This is a genomic window from Streptomyces sp. NPDC048275, assembly GCF_040652275.1.
GTDB lineage: Bacteria > Actinomycetota > Actinomycetes > Streptomycetales > Streptomycetaceae > Streptomyces.
Window position 1 is genome coordinate 19942 of record NZ_JBEZLR010000054.1, and the last position, 18826, is coordinate 38767.

Sequence of the window (18826 nt, forward strand, 5' to 3'; positions counted from 1 at the left end):
GGCCCGCATCAGCGCCGCCGGCGAGCGCTGTTGAGCAACGAGCCGTGCCGCCCGCCCCCAGGAACAGCGGCGACGAGGGCCGCTCGGACAGTGCCCCCTGTTTGACATCACTGCCACGCTTGAACCATGCTTGTATTAATTCATTAATGGAAGTACGCTGAATCGTGGAAGGTGACGTGGTCGAGTACCGGATCGACCGTGGCAGTGGCGTACCGGCCTACGTGCAGATCATCGAGCAGACCGAACGGGCGCTCCGGATGGGCACGTTGAAGGTCGGGGACAAGTTGCCGACGGCCAGGGAAGTGGTGGCGGCGACCGCCATCAACCCCAACACCGTGCTGCGGGCCTACCGCGACATGGAGCAGGTCGGCCTGGTCCAACTGCGCCGCGGACTGGGGACCTTCGTGACGCGGTCGCTCGCCCGGCCCGGCGCGGAGGACGACTCGCCGCTACGTCAAGAGGTCACCGACTGGACGGGACGCGCGCGGGCGTCGGGGTGGGAACGGGCCGACATCCTCGCCCTGGTCACAGCGGCCCTGGACGCCTACGACAACAAGCAACACGAGCACACCCCGGGCGACCGGGAGCGGAAAGAGGAGGACGCATGACCGGGGCTGACGCGCCGGCCGCGCTGCGCGCCGCGGGACTCGGATTCCGGTACCGGGCGCGGGGCGACTGGAGCCTGCGGGACTGCGAGTTCACCGTGCCCAGCGGCCGCATCACCGCCCTCGTCGGACGTAACGGCGCGGGCAAGAGCACCCTGCTGCACCTGGCCGGCGGCCTGCTGCGGGCCGGCTCCGGGGAGATACGCGTGCTGGACGCCGTACCGGGCGCGCCCGAGGCCCGCGCCCGGGTCGCTCTGCTCACCCAGGACAAGCCGCTCTACCCCCGCTTCACCGTGGCGGACACGCTGCTGATGGGCGAGAAGCTGAACTCCTCGTGGGACCGGCCGACCGCCGAGCGGACCGTCCTCGAGGGCGGCATCCCGATCACCGCCCGCGTCGGCGAACTGTCCCCCGGTCAGCGCACCCGCGTCGCACTCGCCCTGGCGCTCGGCAAGCGGCCCGAACTGCTGCTGCTCGACGAGCCGATGGCCGACCTCGACCCCGTGGCGCGCGGCGAGATCATGGCGGCGCTGATGACCGAGGCCGCCGAGCGCGGCATGAGCATCGTGCTGTCCTCGCACGTCCTGCCCGAACTGGAGCAGACCTGCGACTGGGTGCTGGTGCTGCGGGACGGCCGCGTCGAGCTGAGCGAGGACGCCGACGCGCTGCGCGAGAGCCACGTGGTGCTGACCGGACACACCGACCAGGCCGACATCCTGGCCGGATCACACACCGTCGTACACCGCCGGGCCGCCGGCAGACAGATGACTGCCCTGGTACGGCAGCGCGGACCGCTGCGCGGCGACTGGCACGTCGAGCGGCCCAGGCTGGAGGACATCCTGGTCGGCTACCTCGAGACCGGTGAGCCGGCGCGTCCCGCGGCCGCCGAGCGGACGGAGGCGGCGGCGTGAAAAGCTCCCTCTGGAACGGCTCCCTCTGGCTCGCGTGGCGCCAGCAGCGGGTGCTGGTCGGCATCGGCGCGGTCCTCATGGCCGCCGCTGCGGCGATCGCCGCGTACTCCCGGTCGGGCATGCTGGACGACCTGCGCAGCGGGCAGTTCGACCACTGCGGCCCCGGGCCCATTTTCTGCGCGCGACCCGACACCGGTACGCCCCTGATGCTGGACATCGAGCCGCTGAATTACCTCGGGGCGCTGAACATCGCCCTGCCCGTCATCATCGGCGTCTTCTGGGGCGTCCCGCTGCTGGGCCGCGACCGTGAACTGGGCACGCACCGCATGGTCCTCGCCCAGGGCGTGAGCCGCGGCCAGTGGTTCGCCTCCCGGTTCGCCCTCGCCGCGGTGACCACGGTGGCCCTCTCCAGCCTGCTCGCGGGAGTGTTCTCGTGGTGGTGGCGACCGGCCGCCGACCGGAGCTACGGCCTGTTCTGGTACGAGACCACGGCCCTGAGCGGCTCGGGCCCGCGTGTCGTCGCAGCCGCCCTGTTCGGCCTGGCGGCCGGCGCACTGCTGGGTCTGCTGGCCCGACGGGTCCTGGAGGCGATGAGCCTGACCCTCCTGGTGACCGGGGCGACGACCCTCCTGCTGGAGTGGACGCACAAGACGCGTCTACTGGTCCCGCCGCACACCTACAGCAGCGCCGGCAGCATCCCCAAACTACCCATGGACGAGAAGTGGTCGGCCGGCCACTACGGCCTGATCACCGCCTCCGGCCGCCACGACTCCGTGACGAACTGCCCCTACCCCTCGGGCGCCGAGCTCAGGGAGTGCATGGCCGAGCGCGGGTACGTCGCCCGCTTCTACGAGGCCAACCCGGCCGGTGACTACTGGGCCTTCCAGTGGACCGACACCGCGGTCCTCGGCGGCCTGGCCGTCCTGCTCACGGTCGTCACGGTGCTGCTCCTGCGCCGCCGCGTCTGACCGCGCCGCACCACCGCAACTGTCACCCTTCATCCCCTTCATCCCCTTCATCCCCTCATCCGGGGTCCCTTTGTACGGAGGTCGCTTCGCCATGCCCGCTGACGCCAAGTCGCCGAAGAAACTGCGCAACAACCGCGCCGCCCTCGCCCACAAGGTCGGCTACGCCCTGCGTCACCCCGAGCGCGTCACCCCCTACCTCCGCCGGGCCGGCCGGGACGCCTGGCTGCGCCTGAAGCACCCCGACCACGTCGGCTACTACCGGGCCGTGATGGCCTCGGACACCCGCCGCAACCCGGAGGCCGCGGTCGGCAGTCAGACCCACGACCGCTGGCTGGCGCTCGGGCAGATGCAGTTCGACTACCTCATCGAGCACGGGCTGCGCCCCGAACACCGCATGCTCGACATCGGCTGCGGCAACCTGCGCGGCGGCTGGCGCTTCATCGACCACCTCGACGCCGGCAACTACTACGGCATCGACATCTCGCCCGACATCCTGATCGCCGCCAAGAAGACCCTCACCGAGCGCCACCTCCAGGACAAGCTGCCGCACCTGACCATCACCGGCGACCTCACCCTGGACTTCCTGCCCAGCAACCACTTCGACGTCATCCACGCGCACAGCGTCTTCTCCCACTCGCCGCTGAACGTCATCGAGGAATGCCTCGTCCACGTCGGCCGCGTGCTGACCGACACCGGGTTCTTCGACTTCACCTTCGACCGCACCGAGGGCACCGAACACCAGGTACTGCGCGAGGACTTCTACTACCGCACCGAGACCCTGCTGGCCCTGGCCCGCAAGCACGGCCTGCACGCCCGCTTCATGGAGGACTGGGAGGAGCGCCCGCACGGTCAGTCGAAGATCCGTGTCAGCCGCTCGCCCCTGCCCACCAACTGAGATTGTCAGGTATCTGACATGTTGTCTCCCATAGCGCCCCCGGGCACCCTGCTCGCCCTGGGCCTATGGGGGACCACCCGCCAGAACAGCCTGTGGAGAGGTGACCCCCGGAATGTGGACACTCCCTCGTCGTGCGCGACGGCCGATCCCGGGACATGGGGTGCGTCGCATGAGTCTGCGCCATGGAAATGGAACAGGAATACAGGTCCAGGAACACAGTGAGTCGAGTGGGTCCATCGATGCGAGTGGACCGCAGAGCGGGCAGGCGCGCCTGGCCGCGATAGACGGGCTCCGCCTGGTGGCAGCCGTGATGGTGGCTGCGTATCACTTTCTGGGGACGCCCACCCCGCGCTTCTGGGGAAAGGCCGAGCTCAGGGATTTCGCCCCGTTCCTGCATGAGATCAGCCGCTACGGCTGGCTCGGCGTCGAGTTCTTCTTCATCATCAGCGGATTCGTCATCTGCATGAGCTGCTGGGGGCGGACTCCCGCACAGTTCACCGTCTCCCGCATATCACGGCTCTTCCCGGCCTACTGGTGCACGGTGCTCCTGGTCGTCGCGCTCGTCCTGGTCGCACGGATGGGACATTGGCCTGCCGAAACGCGCATCGACCCCCGTACCGTCCTGGGGAATCTGACGATGGCTCCGGGGCCCATGGGGCTCGACCTGGTCAGCGGAGTCAGCTGGACACTCTGGGTGGAGGCTCGCTTCTACCTGCTGATGGCCGTGCTGCTCATCTCCGGCCTGTCCTATCGGCGGACGGTGGCTTTCTGCGGAGCCTGGCTCCTGGCCGGTGTCATCGCCCTTGAACTTCACTTGCCGGCGCTCGACGAATTCGTACTGACCCGATACACCGGCCTGTTCGTCGCCGGGATCGTGCTCTACCTCATGCGCAGGTTCGGACAGAACCTCCTGCTGTGGCTTCTGCTGGGTTTCGCCTGGTGCTACGAACTCACCGTGCTCCAAATCCGGGTGGCCGAGCATGTCACCACGATCCCCGGCGAGAGCCGGCCCTCCTGGGCCGTGTGCGCGGCCATACTCACACTCTGTCTCGGACTGCTGGCACTGGCCGGTGTCGGACCGTTGGCGGGACTGCAATGGCGTTGGCTGGTCACTGCCGGGGGGCTCACCTACCCCTTCTACCTCGTGCACCAAAGCATCGGAATTCCCGTGGCCAAGGGATTGATCAAGGCATTTCCGGGGCTGGGGCTGTTGCCTTCGATGGCAGTGTCCGTCGTCTGCATGCTGGGTCTGTCCGCGCTTGTCTACACATGGGTGGAGCGTCGGCTCGGACGCCTCCTGAGGAATCGCCTGACGCTCGACGTGCATCTGGAAGACCTCGCGGCGAGGCCGGCTCTCGCCCGCGCGCAGTAGCTCAAGGTGAGACCACTCAGAAATTCGCTGGGAAATTCACGAAGGCGCTCCCGGAACTGAGAAAGAGCCCTCGGTGCCCACGGGTTGAGAGCAACCTGAGCGCCGTGAAGGTCATCAATACCAATTGCAGCAACAACCCGACCCGGTGAAAGGTCTCGCATGCCCCTCAATGCGCGAATACGACGGCCTCACATACTCATCGCCATCGCGACAGCCGTGGCCACCGTCCTGGCTGTCGCGCTGATCCTGGCCCTGACAGTCACGACCTACGATCACACCTCGCCGCGCGCCGCCCGCGGCAAGGCATCGGGATCGGTGGCCGGGAACGTCGACTGCCGCAAGGCGAAGTGTGTGGCCCTCACCTTCGACGGCGGCCCCAGCCTGACGACCCCCGGGCTGCTGGACATCCTGAAACAGGAGGATCTGCACGCGACGTTCTTCGTGCAGGGCAAGGGCCACATCGCGAAGTACCCCGAGATCCTCCGCCGCATCTCGGATGAGGGGCACGAAATCGGCAACCACACATGGACCCATGAGGTTTTGACGGAAATCGACGTGGACGACGCCCGTCAGGAGCTGACCCGGACACAGGACGCCATCGAGAAGGTCACCGGCACCAGGCCCGACCTGATGCGTCCGCCGCAGGGCCGCACCGACGACGAGGTGGTCAAGATCTGCCGGGACTTGGGGCTGGCGCAGGTGCTGTGGAGTGTCACGGCCAAGGACTACGAGACGACCGACTCGGCCCTGATCACCAAGCGGGTGCTCGACCAGACTCAGCGCGACGGCATCATCCTGCTGCACGACCTGCACAAGGGGACCGTGCCCGCCGTCCCGGGAATCATCAAGGCTCTCAAGCAGCGCGGCTACACCATCGTCACGGTGTCGCAGCTGCTCGCCCCTGCCAAGCCCCAGCCGGGGATGGTCTACCGGCCCTGACCTGGCCCCCTCCACGAGGTGCCCAGCGGCGGCAGACATACTTGCTGTGGGCACCTCTTACCCGCGCGCCAGGGCCCTCCATCACTGCCGGTCGTCATGGCCGCGTAGATCAGGGCAACGAGCAGCGGCGAGGGTCGGACTTCGGCACGCGCACGGAAGCGATCCGAGCGCCTGAGGCATGCACGGAGCGCCAGGCGTACGGGCATATCGGCAACACCGGCGACCCCGCCACCCCGTACGAGGGAACCCGGCACATGGCCGACGAGCTCGGCGAGGACGTCGGCGTCGAGCTCACCTACAAGGGGCAGGGGCACGGGGCCTACGGCACCAGCGCCTGCGTGACGAACGCGGTGAACACCTACCTGCTCGACGGCAAGATGCCGGAGGACGGCACGGTCTGCGATGAGCGGCGCGGACCGGCGAGGCTGCCGGCACCGCATGTGGTGCCTCCTCAGGGCGTTCGTCCGTCCCCGTGCTGGTCGCGGGGGAGCCTGATGGTGAACACGCACCCCTTGCCGGGTTCACTGTCGACGGTGACGGTTCCCTCGTGTGCCTCGACGAACTGGCGGACGATGGACAGGCCCAGGCCACTGCCGCCGGTGCGTCTGCTGCGGGACTTCTCGGCCCGCCAGAAACGTTCGAAGACGTGGGGAAGGTCCTCGGCAGCGATGCCGCTGCCCGTGTCCTCAACGGTGAGGACGGCCAGGTCGCCGGCTTGTCGGGCGGTGAGTGTGACCGTGCCGCCCGCCGGGGTGTGCCGGAGTGCGTTGGAGGTCAGGTTGCCCAGGACCTGCCGCATCCTCACCGGGTCGGCGTCCAGGTTGAGGCCGTGCTCGGTGTGGGTGCACAGGCGGATGTCCGAGGATTCCGCCCGGGTACGGTGGGCCGACACCGTCTGGGCGACGAGGTCGTCCGCGCGTACGGGTTCGCGGTGCAGTGCCAGGGTGCCGGCGTCGGCGGCGGCGAGGTCCTGCAGATCGTCGATGATGTGCTGCAGGAGCAGTGCCTCGTCGTGCAGGGAGGCGATGAGGTCCGGGTCCGGCTCGAGCAGCCCGTCGCGGGTGACCTCGAGCCAGCCGCGGATATTGGTCAGCGGGGTCCGCAGCTCGTGGGCGATGTCGCTGACCATGGCTTTGCGCTGTGTCTCCAGCTGTTCGCGGCGTGCGGTGAGGTCGTTGAAGGCGGCGGCCAGGTAGCCGGTCTCGTCCTTGGTGGTGACGGCGACGCGTGCGTGCCGCTGCGGCGGCTGTTGGGCAGCGGCCGTGAGGGCTCGCAGGGGACGGACGAGGCGGATCGCGACCACTGTGGTCGTGGCGACGGTGACTACGAGGACCAGCCCCGCGACGCCGACGATCTTGGCCTTGTTGGCGGGAGAGAGGTCGAAGCCCACGGTCTGTTGGCCGAGGGCTCCCAGGTAGAGCCTCGCCCTGGGGGCGACGTACGGGTCGAGTTGGGTGCGGCGCGCGTCGTTGATACAGCTCTGCGTCTGCCGACTGCCACCGAGCCGGCGGCCGAGGTCGTCGGTTGCGGTGATGGCGCCGGGTGTGAAATCGACTCCGATTTTTCCGGCCGTCGGGGCGGCTTCCCGCCCCTTCTCGCCGTCCGGGTCGAGGCAGGGGGCGGTCAGAGACCTGAGTTCGTCCAGTGCCTTCTGCTCGGTGCGGGTGGGGGTGTTGAGCTGTCCGTCCGCGCAGTCCAGGGGCACGGATGCCTCTCCGCCGTCGGCGATGACTACCGTGCGGCCGCTGGGAAGCTGCCGCACGCTGCCGTCGCTCATGAACGTGCGCATGCATGCCAGCCGCTTCTCAGCGAGCTTCTTCACCCCGGCCCGTTCTGCCGTGGGAAGCCGATACGGCCCCACCGCCCGCGGGTCGATCCCGGCGAGCTGGGCCCCCGGTTCGGTGTAGGTGTCGGTGTTCAGCGGGTCGACGGTGGCCGAGGCGCGGGCGGGCAGGGCGGTGCCGCGGGCGGCGGAGTCGGCGATGGTGTGCCCGGCTTCTGTCGTCAGGGCGATGCGCCGTCCCATGGTGCGGGAGAGGGTGTACACCGAGGACCGCACGCCGTCCCAGTCGGCGTGGGTCGCGGCGAAGCCACTGAGCTGCCGCAGGATGTCGGTGTCGTCGGAGAGCACCTGACCGTGCTCCTCCTGGATGGCCCGCGTGGTGGTCTGCACGGCCAGCCAGGCGGTGGCGCCCACGGAGACCACGGCGATGGCGATGGAAGTGAGGAGCAGCCGCATCAGCAGACTCTTGCGCCAGGGTATGCGTGGACCAGGCGTCATGACGGCTGCCCCGTGAGCTTGTAGCCGATACCGAAGACGGTCAGCAGCCGGACGGGGCTGCGCGGGTCGGCCTCGATCTTCTTGCGCAGGTTCATGATGTGTACGTCGATGGCGCGTTCGGTGGAGGCACGGTCGTGGCCCCGCGTGTGCTGCAGCAGTTGACGACGTGAGAAGACCTGGTCGGGTGCCTCGGTCATGGCATGCAGGATGGCGAACTCGCCGGGAGTGCACCGGACGGGGACGCCGTCGCAGGTGACCTCGTGCCGTGCGGGATCGACGGTGATGCCGCCCGCGCGGAGCACAGGGGAGTCGTCGGCGGGGCGCAGGGTGCGGCGCAGCACGGTGCGTATGCGGGCCATCAGTTCCCGTGGGCTGTACGGCTTGGTCATGTAGTCGTCCGCGCCGACCTCGAGGCCGAGCAGTACGTCGTCCTCGGTGGAGCGGGCGGTCAGCATGAGAACGGGTATGTCCCCGTTCTGCCGCAGCACCCGGCACACGCCGAGACCGTCGACCTTGGGCAGCATCAGGTCCAGGACGACCAGGTCGGGTCGGCGGCTCGCGGCCTCGTCGATCGCGGCCCGCCCGTCGGCGACCACGACGCAGGTGTGACCCTCCCGAAGCAGCAGCCGTCGTATGAGCTCGGCCTGCATGGTGTCGTCTTCCGCGACCAGAATATGTGCGCACACGCAGGCGACTCTAAGCGTGTGTGTTCGGTGTCCAGGGTCAGTTGCGGGGCTTCCCACACCCTCACAACTTCCTGATATTCGCGCGTCAGGGTGGTTTCTACGCCCCTGGCCGCGGTCCCCCACCGGCATCCCGTCGGGCGGCCGCCGAGTGTGACGGCGGAGACGAGCCGAACGGATGCGCCCCGGCCACGGTCACGCCGAACGCCGAACGCCGGAGACCTCATACACCGCAGACCCCCTGGCTGCCCTCGCCGCACCGCCGATCCCGGCATGCCTGTCGGCTGGTCGCAGCTCCGGACCGGGGGTCTGGAGCTGACGAGTTCCTCATACGTCTCCTCCAGTCTGACGATCATGACTTCATCACCTCGCCGTCCGTCCGGACGCTGGCGGCTTCGTGCCTCGGCCGGGAAGCGACAAGCGACCGCCTCTCCAACTCGCCGAGCGAGTCGTCTCGGGATACCGGCCGCCGGCCTGGCCCTGCTCGTCACGCTCACCGGATGTGGCGGAACGGGGACGGGTGTCAGGACGGACCACGACGGCCGGTCGGCGGCCGTCGGAGCGCATGACGGATCGGCCACCGTGTCCGCCGCCCCCGGCACGACCCAGGGCAGGCCCGGGCAGGCGTCCTCGAACAGCAACAGCCCCGCGCCGCTGCCGGGTCTGGGGCCCCGGACACTGGCCGAGATCCCCGACAACGCACGCCAGGTCGTCCTGGTCACCGGCCGAGGCAAGAACTCCTCGACGTCGCAGGCGGTGCTGTACCGGCGCACCGGCACGGGCTGGGAGCCGGGAGCCACCTGGCCGGCCCACAACGCTCTCAAAGGCTGGACGGACGACCATCACGTCGGCGATCTCCGCTCGCCCATCGGCGTGTTCGCCCTCACCGACGCCGGCGGGCTGCTCGCCGATCCCGGCACCGAGCTGCCGTACGACCAAGGGCACGGATTCACCATCAACGGCACGGGCTTCGAAGGCGAGCCGCTCGCGGGCTCCTTCGACTACGTCATAGCGATCAACTACAACCGCAAGCCCGGCGTCTCGCCCCTCGACTGGACCCGCCCGCTCGGCGCGGACAAGGGCGGCGGCATCTGGCTGCACGTCGACCACGGCGGGCCCACGCAGGCCTGCGTGAGCGTGGCGAAGCAGCACATGCAGGAGCTGTTGCGCACCCTCGACCCCGCTCAGCACCCGGTGGTCGTCATGGGGGACGCCGCGTCTCTCGAACGCTGATGCCGGCGGTGAGAGATGACGGAGAGAAACGCCCCGGCCAGACCCTGCGCACCTTCCCTGCCCGGCGCCGTCCCGTTCTCCGCGAACTCATCCTCTCCACCACCACCTAGAGCCTGCGGTTCAGCAAGGCGATCAGGCAGGAACGGCGCCCGGGCACCGCTGTGTCGTCGTCACCAACAACTTCCACGTCTTCCGCGCCGCCATCACCGCTCGCCGTGCCGCCGTCGACGGGCACGCCATCGGTTCCCCCACCGCCGCCTACGGGGCATGCGCACACCACCATGCCTCGATACCGTCCACATGCTGGGAATGGGCCGCTCCGGCCATCCGTCGCACCGGGCGAGGACTACGCTGCTGTACAGGCGTCCCAGACCCCGGCGGCATGTCGTTGCTGAGCACAGATCGCCGCGCGGAGCGGGCCCTTTGCCCGTCGTCCGGCGCATCCCTGGAGGGTACCGGGTGGGTTCTCAGTCCTGCCGCGCAGGCCGGCCAGTCGGCCGCTGCTCGACCTCCGCCGAATGTACTCCGCTGCCGGAAGTGAGCCGATGGTGCCGGGATCCCGGCACCACCGCGTCCGCTGCCGGATGGTCTTCCGAACCGAGGCGTCATGCCCCTTCCGCCGCTCAACGTCTACCGTCACGATCGCAAGAAACGTGCACTGATCACGCTGGCCGGTGAGATCGACCTGGAGACGGTGCCCCTGGTGCGTGCATCACTGGAACGGTGCCTGCGTGACGGCATCCGCACCATCGACGTCGACCTCACCCCCGTCACCTTCTGCGACTGCAGCGGCCTCAACGCCTTCCTCCACGCCTCACGGCGCATCACCGCGGCCGGAGGGACGCTGCGACTGCACCGTCCGCCGCCGACTCTGGTCCTGATGGTCGACGTGGCCGGCTGCGAATTCCTGCTCCTGGGACTTCCGTTCGGGCATCTGCCGCCTCCTCCCGGGAACACCCCGGCCACGACCGCTCCAGTCCCGCCGCATCGGCCTGTTCAGCCTGTACGTGTTCCGCCTGTACCTGTTCTCTCGGGCGGTGCGGTGTGACGGCCCGGCCGTATCAGGGACCGTCACGGCAGCCCCGCGAACACGGATCAGACCGACGATGAAGCCTGACACCTTTGCCGGGCCAAGGAGCCGAGCCCAGAAGCCGAGCCAACAATCCAAACCCGCACACCGAACCCGAGAATCGCGCCCAAGAACCAGACCAAGAAACCGAACCTTGAGGTGAGTTGCGCTTCCCGTCCCTTCATTCGGGCCGGGATCAGTCTCGACGGAGGGTGTGCACGATGAATCAGCGACTCCTGGCCAAGACCTTCGTCGAGCTGGCGGACAGCCTGGTCGCCGACTTCGACCTGATCGATTTCCTGCGCCTGCTGACCGACCGCTGTGTGGGCATGCTCGGCGCGAGTGCCGCAGGCGTGCTGCTCGCGGACCGCGACGGCGAACTCCGCGTCATGGCCGCCTCCGACGAACAGGTGCGCCTGCTGGAGCTCTTCCAGCTGCAGAACGACGAAGGGCCCTGCCTGGACTGCTTCCGTACCGGCGCACCGGTGATCGTCGCCAACCTGAGCGGGGAGGCCGACCGCTGGCCACGCTTTGTCGCGGCGGCCCACCGCAGCGGGTTCGGGTCGGTCCAGGCCCTGCCGATGCGGCTACGGGACGAGGTCGTCGGGGCCCTGAACCTCTTCCACGCCACCCCGGGCCCCTTCGACCCGGACGCCACGCCGCTCGCCCAGGCCCTGGCCGACGTCGCCACCATCAGTCTGCTGCAACAGCGCACCACGCACCGCAGCACCGCCCTCAACGAGCAACTGCAGAGCGCGCTGAACAGCCGCGTCCTGATCGAACAGGCCAAGGGAAAACTCGCCGAACGCCGGGGCATCGACATGGAACAAGCCTTCACCGCACTGCGCGGCTACGCCCGTGCTCACAACCGGCGCCTGTCCGACCTGGCCCGCGCGTTCATCGACGACTCCGAACCCCTCCCCGGCCTGAGGTCCTGACCAAAGGACACGGCCTGTCAGCAGCAGTTCCCGGGTGTTGTCCACAGACTCTGGTTCACGGGCCGGACGGCCGCCGCCACTGCTGCGCGGCGGCGGCCGTGGTCGCGAGGACGCGAGCCCCCCGGCCATCGTGTCCTCGCGCGCTGTCCTCCGCGGCGGCGGGGTTGCGGGAGCACCCCGAGTAGAAATCGCCAGGAGGACGGAAGCTGGAGCCACTGTCTCCGGCGATGCGGCTCCGGCCGGCCTCGATTGCGACTCGGGGGCTGGGAGCCTGGGTGGGGGACTTGCCGGTTCCGTCGGTTCCTGACACGGACGAAGTCCCGCCTGCCTTGCTCGGAGCGTAGAGGAGATGCACGACGAGCGGAACAGGGCATGAGGTACGCGTTTCTCGCCTCGATGCGGCTTCGGAGCGGGACACGGGCCCCTTCCCAGCCCCCAGAACTCCCCTATGTCGACATCACGTTGACACTGGAGGGCGCCGGGCGTTGACTGACAGCACGGCGTAGGGTCATGCAACTCCGGATCATTCGGGCGAAGCATTACCCCTTCCCGCTCCGCCCGGCCCCCACGGAACCAGGAAATCCCCGCGATCCGGAAGTCCGGCGATGTACGGATACCTCTCCTTCCGCCGATCCGTTTCCGACCGCGGCCACAGGTAATCCACCTTCAACCCACGAGGCCGACCATGAAAGGTCGAACGGGTCTCCGGAAATCTGAAACAGGCGGGCGAGAAAGCCAGGCACGCCTTCAAGCGGTGACCAGGAAATCCCCGGGTGGTGCGCCCGTACGACCCTGCCGCCGCCCATGATGACGACACGACATGGCCGATCCGGAACCCGGCCGGCGCTGAAGCCGCACGGCTCCCTCCGGAACGATCACTGAAGAGCGTCCCGGCCCGCACCACGCACAGGGAAGTGGCACACGATGATGTACGACCAGACTCGCGCCCAGCAGCCCCCGGATCATCGGCCCGGTTCCGCTGCGCGCCGGCCCCCGGGCCCGGAGCCTCTGCTCCCGTCGGACGAAGCGAATGAGCTCACCCTGCGCCTCCAACACGCGCTCAACACCTTCGCCGACAGCCCACGTCAGGCATTGGAAGAGGCCGAGGGCGCATTCGACGAGGCCGTCGCTCATCTCGTGAGCGCCCTCACGGAACGGCGGCATGCCCTCCACGCGGGCTGGCAGGACCAGGACCCCGAATCACCGTCGGCCGAACTCAGGCTCGCGCTGAGGCAGTACAGGGAGATCACTCAACGGCTGCTGCGCATGTAGGTGATCGCCGCCGCGCAGCAGGTCAGAGCACGTTTCCCCTCCATCCCCGAGCGGGCAAAACCCTCGAGGGGCCACCAATTCCTTGGGTTGATTATCTTGGCGGTCGGATCACGGCGGTCGGATCACGATTCATTCGAGTGATACTGCCGGAGCGGGAATCCGACGAATGGATCGGGAAATACCCAGAAATCTTCTGACGGCGAGAAGTCGATCGCGGTCGGCCGGAAGCATGTCCCAGCCGCGCTGACCGCAGTATCGTTAATAGCGGGTTGGTTCACTCTCACGTGCAACCGCCCGGAAGGGCGGCTCCGGCGTGTTTGCGCCGGAGCCGTTGGCCCAGGCCTCATGGCATTCGGTGGGACGGCTTGCAGCGATGGGTGCGCGTCCGGAAGGGAGAGGTCATGATCCAGGCGGCCGATATCCGTGAGTGGCGCGACCATCATGTCGTGGACGCGAAGGGGCGCAAGATCGGCGTGCTCGAAGCGATCTATGTGGACACCACGACCGACGAACCGGCCGTGGCCACCGTGCGGACCGGGCTGCCCACCCGCCAGCACCTGGTTTTCGTCCCCCTCGACGAGGCAATCCTCGGGCCGGACTACCTCAAGGTCTCCTACGCCAAGAGCCTGGTGAGAAAGGCTCCGTCGATCGGCACGGACGACATCCTGCCCGCCGAGCAGGAGGAGGGGATCTTCCGGCACTACGGCATGACCTACCAGCCCGGCGTGAAGGGCGAGCGCCAACTCGCGCGCCGCTGAGCGACCGCGCCCCGTCCGACCCGGTCCGGTCCGGTCCGGTCCAGCCCAAGGGAGGCGTTCAGGCGATGGCGCTCTTCCTTTTCCTCGTCCTCGTGGCCGTTGTCCTGGGAATCATCGGCGTGGCAGTCGAGGGCCTGGGCTATCTGCTGATCATCGGCATCTTGCTCCTCGCGGCCGATGTGGCGATCGCCTCCGTCCGATGGTCCCGACGCGTCGGCCATCGTCCCCTCCGCTGACGGCGCGCAGCGGGCGACCGTGCGTCCGGCATGCCGTGAAACTCGCGCCACGGTAACGGTCCGTCGGACTCCGGCCACGAGTATCCTGGAGATACCGAGGGCACTTCGTACACCGGCTTCGATGCCCGTGCCGTCCCCGGCGATTCACGACACCGGGCCGATCTTGGTCGGCCCGGGGCGAGGTCCGTGTGATGACCGCAACCACGTTCGACAAGCCCGCGGTCGAAGACCGGACCTTCTCTTCTTCACCGCCACCTCTCCGGCTGCAACTGGCGCCGCCCGGCTCTGCCCCCGCCCTGATCGACGGCGCATGGTGGCCGCGCTCTCGCGACCTGATGGCCGAACTTCCCGCGCTGACCGCGGTTTTGGACCCGCTGTGGGGGCGGATCACCCACGTCACCGTGAACCCCACGTTCTGGCCGGTCATCCCCCGCAAGGTTCCCGTCCAGGGCCATGTGGTGAAGGTCGGCTGGTTCAAGGCCGAGCAGGACCCGCACAAACTGCTGCTGCTCTCTTACACCGCGGGCCGCTGGGACCTGCTGGTGATCCCGCCCGAGACCGGCGCCGCCACAGCCACCCGGCTGATGACCGCAGCCACGGACCCCGCGCGGCAACTCACCGCGAGCGGCCTGATCCAGGAGGCCGAGCTCTTCCGCCTCGCCGCCGAGGCCGAGGCCGCATGGGATTCGGCCCGAGAGAAGGCATGGGACTCCGAGGGCGGACACGATGCCCGCCGCACCTCCTCACACGACCCCGCGGAGGCCGCCATCGGCCACGTGCCGATTCCGGCGGAAGGCATGTGACAGGCATGCCGTCGTCCCGGCCGTCCCAGGCCGGGCATGGGTGAGCGGACGGCCTTGACGCTGCGTGGCGTCAGGGCCGTCGCGCTGCCGACGCGCTGCCCCGGTACCGTTTCGAAACCATGGCCGCGAGCTCGCCGCTCGATGGGTGCGCCCTCGCTGCTTCGCCTCCACCGAGCAGCGCAGCTACCCCGCGCGGGCCGCGATGGCGGGACCCGCCTGCACCTCACCGTGGACACCACCCGCACGGCAGAGCCGGCACGGTCCTGGCTGGAGACCAGTCAGTCCTCTCAGCCCTCAAGGAATGACAGCGAGGAATGACGGTCGCCAGACGGACGAGGTCTGAAGCGACCCGGGCGGACCGGCGCGGTGTGTGATGGCGCGGTGTGTGATGGCGCGCTGCCTGATGGGCGGTGTTCGGAACCGGTACCTCGCCGGGGCCCGTCCGACGTGCCGCGGGAGTAGCGTGGAGGCATCGAGAGTATTTCGCACACCGGCCGCCATGCCGGTGTCGTTCTCGGCGAGTGACGACACCGGGCCGCCGCACACAAGCAGCGGCCGGAGACAGGTGCGCGCGATGTCCGCGACCACCGACCAACCCCCGCTGCGGATCGTGCCCTTCAGGGCTCCGACCGCTCGACTCGCGCTGAAAACCGTGAGCACGTCCCGAGGGCCGCTCGACGGTGCCTGGTGGCCCCGCTCCCGGGACCTCACAGACGAACTCTCCGCTCTGGCCGACGTACTGGACCCCCTCTCCGGACGGATCACCCGAATCGCCGTCAACCCGACGTACTGGCCTGCCATCCCGAGCAGAGTGCCCGTCAACGGTCGCATGGTGAAGGTCGGTTGGTTCACAACAGAGCTGGACCCCCACAAGATCCTGCTGCTGTCCCACACCACGGGCAGCTGGAACCTGCTGGTGGTACCACCGGAGACCAGCACCCCGGCAGCCGCCCGCCTGATGGCCGCCGCGAGCGACAGCTCCGGGACTCCGACGACCGCGAGCGCACTCATGGCAGCGGAACACGCCCTCCACGGCCGTTCCATGGCTGACCGGGACCAGGATTCCGAGGAAACCTGGGCGAACGGGGACGACGCCTCCTCCTACCAGGCAGCCGGCGCCCGGCCGAGCCGCCTGATCACGGCGAAGTGAGCGTCATGGTCACCGCCATGGCCTTCAGCGCCCTGCTGATCCTGACCGTTGCGGCCACACGTGCGATCACCCGGCTCAGCTCACAGCACGCGGAAAGCATCGGCCCCCATTCGTACGGCACCCCACCGACCAGGAGAATCATGCCGGGCAAGCCGCCGGACAACCACCTTCCGGACTCGCCGCCAAACCTCCCACGGTCCGCCCCCGGCGCGACACCCGGGACGGCGGCCGAGGCCGACTGAACCCCCGGCGCCGGAACATTCGCAGCTGGGTCCTGTCGCTGAACCCGCGTCGTCGGCCGCCCCGAAGCCGGCCCGCGTACTCCGGGGTCTCAGATCAAGATCCCGGCCGCCGGGCCGATCGCGCCCGCGACCCGGCCACGGCAATCGGCAACGGGTCGGTGTCGGCTTCACTCGGATCAAGGGGTCAAGGGGGTCAACGGGCCGTCCAGCATCCGCCGACCGACTTGTCGGCCGCCCTCCCAGCGCGGCGATCCGGCCGGGAAGCTCGGCGCCGATGTCACGGGACAGCCGCCACCACGCATCATCGAGGATTCCCCGGCTAAGGGCTGTCCCGTCTCCAGCCGCAGATGGGAATCAGATGCGCTGCGACAGAAAGCCCTGGGGGCGAGGAAGTCGCTGGTCACACGCAGGTTCTCCGGACAAGGCCCGGAGTAGAGTGAGGGGACAGGGAATCCTTCACACACCGGCTTCCACGCTGGTGCCGTTCTCGCCGGGCCATTGCAACGGACGGTGAAGACCCACCGTAAGACGGGTTCGGGCCATGCGAAGCCCGGCATGAGTGGCGGCAATCATGGCAACACTGCACGAGCGGAAGAACTACCGCGAAGCGATCATGAAAACCCTGTACGAGGCCACGGAAGGCAACCGCCTCCTTGGCGTCACCGGGGCGACGCTGCGTGACGACCTCCAGGTCCCCGAGCAGGATCTGGCCGCGGCCTGCGCATATCTGGTGGGCGAAGAGCTCATTACCGTCGACTGGGCGCAAGGAAACACACCCGCGATGGTGATGTTGACGCATCGGGGGATCCGGCTCATGGAGGCCGAGGAGGAGGAACGCGGTTGACGCGCCCCGGGGGCCGCCACGGAACACCACGGGCAGTACCGCCCGAAGCATCCGTGGTGCGGCTGTCGGCTCACTCCAGGACGGTGAGGTGGTCGGCTGCGCCTCCGCGCCATTCGATCAGGAAGAGGGTCGCGTCGTCGCTGGTGCGGCCGCCCCGTTGCTGCTTCAGGGTGTGGGAGAGTGAGCGCACCACCGCTCGTACCCCCTTGTCCTCGCGTTCGATGCGGTTGACCCAGTGGATGAGCTGTTCCTCGCCGAACTGTTCTTCGCCGACTTCGTGCTCCTCGATCAGGCCGTCGGTGAAGCACAGCACTCGGTCGCCGCGTTGGAGCGTCTGCTGGCTGATCTGGGGGTCTTCACCGCCGAATCCGACCGGCAAGGTGGTCGGGCCTCCCAGCTGCCGGACGACCCGGTGGTTGCGGATCAGCAACGGTGCGGGGTGGCCGGCGTTGACCCACTGCAGGTGGCCCGTTGCGATGTTCAGACGCATCATCTGCGCGGTGACGAAGTGATCGGGCCCGAACTGCTCGGCGATGGCCCGGTCCATGAAAGCGTAGATCTCGGACAGGCCGATACCGGCGCGTCGGGCGTGCCGGTAGGCGCCGACGGCGACGGTCGCCATCGTGGCGGCGTCCAGGCCGTGGCCCATCGCATCGACCATGGCCACGTGCAGGATGTCTTCGTTGAGGGCGTAGTCGAAGCTGTCGCCCGCGACGTCGTAGGCGGGCTCCAGGATTCCGGCCACCGCGACCTGCGGGACGGACATCGCCAGCGGCGGCAGCAAGGCCCACTGGATCTCCGCGGCCACGCTCATCGGTTCGCGGCGCCGGACGAGGAAGAACTGGTCGGTGTAGCTGTGCTTGGTGACCAGCATGTCAGCGACCAGGCCGGCGAGCCTGCGCAGCAGCCGCCGGTCGTGGTCATCGATGGTGTCCAGGGTGAGGGCCATCACGCCCACCTGGTCGCTGCCGTCCAGCAACGGCAGGTACATCCGGACGCCGTCCGCCTGCGGCACCTCGGCAATGGTCGCGTACAGGAACGCCGTGCCGGCGGGAGAGTCATCGATCGGCTCAGGCTCGCCGACCATCAACCGCCGGCCCGGTAGCGGCACCAGCACCAACTGGCCATAGTCCTGCAGCAGGATCGAGACGTCGCGGCCACCGACCCTGGCCACCTCTTCCGCGATCAGCGGGGCGATCAGCTGCGGCGGCATCTCGTGTGCCCGGTCCAACAGCACCCCCAGCAGCCGCTCACCGAACCCTTCCGACCGGTCCACCATGCCCTTGTCGGGCCGCCGCTCACCTTCCGCCATAACCGCACCCCTGCACCAGCGTCTTCAAAGCCTCGCCCCCTGTGTCCCTGCTCATCTCGTGCCGCGGATCCAGGGCCCGCTCCGACGCGCGCGGGTCCATCCGGCGGTCATGGCGGATGCGCTCGACCCGCTCACGTGATGTGTACACACGAGCTCCTGACCCGGCCGTGATCAACCCGCACAGAGTGACGCGGTCGAGCAACCCAAAGAGCCCATTACGCCACACGCGGCATGTCACACACGGGCAGGACAGATGGCTCCCCATCTCGTTGTGACCGGTGGTCGGGCTTTCGAGGAGAGCTGCCCACGGGCATC

Annotated in this window: 19 protein-coding genes and 1 pseudogene; 17 read left to right on the plus strand and 3 right to left on the minus strand. The window is 68.6% G+C overall.

Annotated elements, in window-relative coordinates; genetic code table 11:
* Positions 1-164 precede the first annotated feature (164 nt).
* The 7 genes and pseudogenes from AB0D57_RS28015 to AB0D57_RS28045 all read left to right on the plus strand — a co-directional run.
* Positions 165-608 carry a GntR family transcriptional regulator gene (locus AB0D57_RS28015; protein WP_362078676.1) on the plus strand — a complete coding sequence of 148 codons (444 nt, stop codon included), beginning with the start codon at positions 165-167 and terminating at the stop codon, positions 606-608.
* Positions 605-1516, plus strand: coding sequence for an ABC transporter ATP-binding protein (locus AB0D57_RS28020; protein ID WP_362078679.1), 912 nt, complete (start codon positions 605-607; stop codon positions 1514-1516). The genes AB0D57_RS28015 and AB0D57_RS28020 overlap by 4 nt, the downstream gene beginning before the upstream one ends.
* Positions 1513-2484, plus strand: a complete 972-nt coding sequence (locus AB0D57_RS28025; RefSeq protein WP_362078682.1) for a transporter — start codon at positions 1513-1515, stop codon at positions 2482-2484. Before AB0D57_RS28020 ends, AB0D57_RS28025 begins: the two co-directional genes overlap by 4 nt.
* A gap of 91 nt (positions 2485-2575) precedes the next feature.
* The gene (locus tag AB0D57_RS28030; protein ID WP_362078685.1) at positions 2576-3379 is read left to right on the plus strand and encodes a class I SAM-dependent methyltransferase; all 804 of its coding nucleotides are present in this window, start codon (positions 2576-2578) and stop codon (positions 3377-3379) included.
* Positions 3380-3548: 169 nt separating this feature from the next.
* Entirely contained in the window at positions 3549-4751 is a 1203-nt protein-coding gene (locus tag AB0D57_RS28035; protein WP_362078688.1) for an acyltransferase, read from the plus strand.
* 216 nt (positions 4752-4967) lie between these two features.
* A complete protein-coding gene (locus AB0D57_RS28040; RefSeq protein WP_362078691.1) occupies positions 4968-5690 on the plus strand; it encodes a polysaccharide deacetylase family protein in 723 nt (240 codons plus the stop codon).
* Positions 5691-5896: 206 nt separating this feature from the next.
* Positions 5897-6091: pseudogene (locus AB0D57_RS28045) on the plus strand (alpha/beta hydrolase); the annotation flags it as partial.
* Positions 6092-6141: 50 nt separating this feature from the next.
* Here the strand turns inward: AB0D57_RS28045 and AB0D57_RS28050 are convergent.
* The gene (locus AB0D57_RS28050; RefSeq protein ID WP_362078694.1) at positions 6142-7971 is read right to left on the minus strand and encodes a HAMP domain-containing sensor histidine kinase; all 1830 of its coding nucleotides are present in this window, start codon (positions 7969-7971) and stop codon (positions 6142-6144) included.
* Positions 7968-8657: a response regulator transcription factor gene (locus tag AB0D57_RS28055; protein WP_362078697.1), complete on the minus strand. Its 690-nt coding sequence runs from the start codon at positions 8655-8657 to the stop codon at positions 7968-7970. The genes AB0D57_RS28050 and AB0D57_RS28055 overlap by 4 nt, the downstream gene beginning before the upstream one ends.
* Before the next feature lie 351 nt (positions 8658-9008).
* Between AB0D57_RS28055 and AB0D57_RS28060 the strand changes: the two genes are divergently transcribed.
* The 10 genes from AB0D57_RS28060 (at position 9009) to AB0D57_RS28105 (ending at position 17199) form a co-directional block, all read left to right on the plus strand.
* Positions 9009-9887 carry a hypothetical protein gene (locus tag AB0D57_RS28060; protein WP_362078700.1) on the plus strand — a complete coding sequence of 293 codons (879 nt, stop codon included), beginning with the start codon at positions 9009-9011 and terminating at the stop codon, positions 9885-9887.
* 607 nt (positions 9888-10494) lie between these two features.
* Complete coding sequence (locus AB0D57_RS28065) at positions 10495-10935, plus strand: STAS domain-containing protein (protein ID WP_362078703.1); 441 nt, start codon at positions 10495-10497, stop codon at positions 10933-10935.
* Positions 10936-11177: 242 nt separating this feature from the next.
* Positions 11178-11894, plus strand: a complete 717-nt coding sequence (locus AB0D57_RS28070; protein WP_362078706.1) for a GAF and ANTAR domain-containing protein — start codon at positions 11178-11180, stop codon at positions 11892-11894.
* Between the two features lie 924 nt (positions 11895-12818).
* Entirely contained in the window at positions 12819-13166 is a 348-nt protein-coding gene (locus tag AB0D57_RS28075) for a hypothetical protein (protein ID WP_362078709.1), read from the plus strand.
* A 401-nt stretch (positions 13167-13567) separates the two neighbouring features.
* Complete coding sequence (locus AB0D57_RS28080; RefSeq protein WP_362078712.1) at positions 13568-13924, plus strand: PRC-barrel domain-containing protein; 357 nt, start codon at positions 13568-13570, stop codon at positions 13922-13924.
* Between the two features lie 65 nt (positions 13925-13989).
* The gene (locus AB0D57_RS28085; protein ID WP_362078714.1) at positions 13990-14160 is read left to right on the plus strand and encodes a hypothetical protein; all 171 of its coding nucleotides are present in this window, start codon (positions 13990-13992) and stop codon (positions 14158-14160) included.
* A 191-nt stretch (positions 14161-14351) separates the two neighbouring features.
* On the plus strand, positions 14352-14963 hold the full coding sequence (locus AB0D57_RS28090) for a DUF5994 family protein (protein WP_362078717.1): 612 nt from the start codon (positions 14352-14354) through the stop codon (positions 14961-14963).
* A gap of 574 nt (positions 14964-15537) precedes the next feature.
* The gene (locus tag AB0D57_RS28095; protein ID WP_362078720.1) at positions 15538-16113 is read left to right on the plus strand and encodes a DUF5994 family protein; all 576 of its coding nucleotides are present in this window, start codon (positions 15538-15540) and stop codon (positions 16111-16113) included.
* Complete coding sequence (locus tag AB0D57_RS28100) at positions 16110-16355, plus strand: hypothetical protein (RefSeq protein WP_362078723.1); 246 nt, start codon at positions 16110-16112, stop codon at positions 16353-16355. The genes AB0D57_RS28095 and AB0D57_RS28100 overlap by 4 nt, the downstream gene beginning before the upstream one ends.
* Positions 16356-16926: 571 nt before the next feature.
* Positions 16927-17199 carry a hypothetical protein gene (locus AB0D57_RS28105; RefSeq protein ID WP_362078726.1) on the plus strand — a complete coding sequence of 91 codons (273 nt, stop codon included), beginning with the start codon at positions 16927-16929 and terminating at the stop codon, positions 17197-17199.
* 70 nt (positions 17200-17269) lie between these two features.
* On the opposite strand, the gene AB0D57_RS28110 is transcribed toward AB0D57_RS28105, so the two are convergent.
* Complete coding sequence (locus AB0D57_RS28110) at positions 17270-18511, minus strand: PP2C family protein-serine/threonine phosphatase (protein ID WP_362078729.1); 1242 nt, start codon at positions 18509-18511, stop codon at positions 17270-17272.
* Between the last annotated feature and the right edge of the window lie 315 nt (positions 18512-18826).

Bases quoted from the DNA above. Each gene is read 5' to 3' on its own strand.
- AB0D57_RS28020 (WP_362078679.1), top strand. From the start codon at position 605: ATGACCGGGGCTGACGCGCCGGCCGCGCTGCGCGCCGCGGGACTCGGA.
- AB0D57_RS28030 (WP_362078685.1), top strand. From the start codon at position 2,576: ATGCCCGCTGACGCCAAGTCGCCGAAGAAACTGCGCAACAACCGCGCC.
- AB0D57_RS28035 (WP_362078688.1), top strand. From the start codon at position 3,549: ATGAGTCTGCGCCATGGAAATGGAACAGGAATACAGGTCCAGGAACAC.
- AB0D57_RS28050 (WP_362078694.1), bottom strand. From the start codon at position 7,971: ATGACGCCTGGTCCACGCATACCCTGGCGCAAGAGTCTGCTGATGCGG.
- AB0D57_RS28060 (WP_362078700.1), top strand. From the start codon at position 9,009: ATGACTTCATCACCTCGCCGTCCGTCCGGACGCTGGCGGCTTCGTGCC.
- AB0D57_RS28065 (WP_362078703.1), top strand. From the start codon at position 10,495: ATGCCCCTTCCGCCGCTCAACGTCTACCGTCACGATCGCAAGAAACGT.
- AB0D57_RS28070 (WP_362078706.1), top strand. From the start codon at position 11,178: ATGAATCAGCGACTCCTGGCCAAGACCTTCGTCGAGCTGGCGGACAGC.
- AB0D57_RS28075 (WP_362078709.1), top strand. From the start codon at position 12,819: ATGATGTACGACCAGACTCGCGCCCAGCAGCCCCCGGATCATCGGCCC.
- AB0D57_RS28080 (WP_362078712.1), top strand. From the start codon at position 13,568: ATGATCCAGGCGGCCGATATCCGTGAGTGGCGCGACCATCATGTCGTG.
- AB0D57_RS28085 (WP_362078714.1), top strand. From the start codon at position 13,990: ATGGCGCTCTTCCTTTTCCTCGTCCTCGTGGCCGTTGTCCTGGGAATC.
- AB0D57_RS28090 (WP_362078717.1), top strand. From the start codon at position 14,352: ATGACCGCAACCACGTTCGACAAGCCCGCGGTCGAAGACCGGACCTTC.
- AB0D57_RS28095 (WP_362078720.1), top strand. From the start codon at position 15,538: ATGTCCGCGACCACCGACCAACCCCCGCTGCGGATCGTGCCCTTCAGG.
- AB0D57_RS28105 (WP_362078726.1), top strand. From the start codon at position 16,927: ATGGCAACACTGCACGAGCGGAAGAACTACCGCGAAGCGATCATGAAA.
- AB0D57_RS28110 (WP_362078729.1), bottom strand. From the start codon at position 18,511: ATGGCGGAAGGTGAGCGGCGGCCCGACAAGGGCATGGTGGACCGGTCG.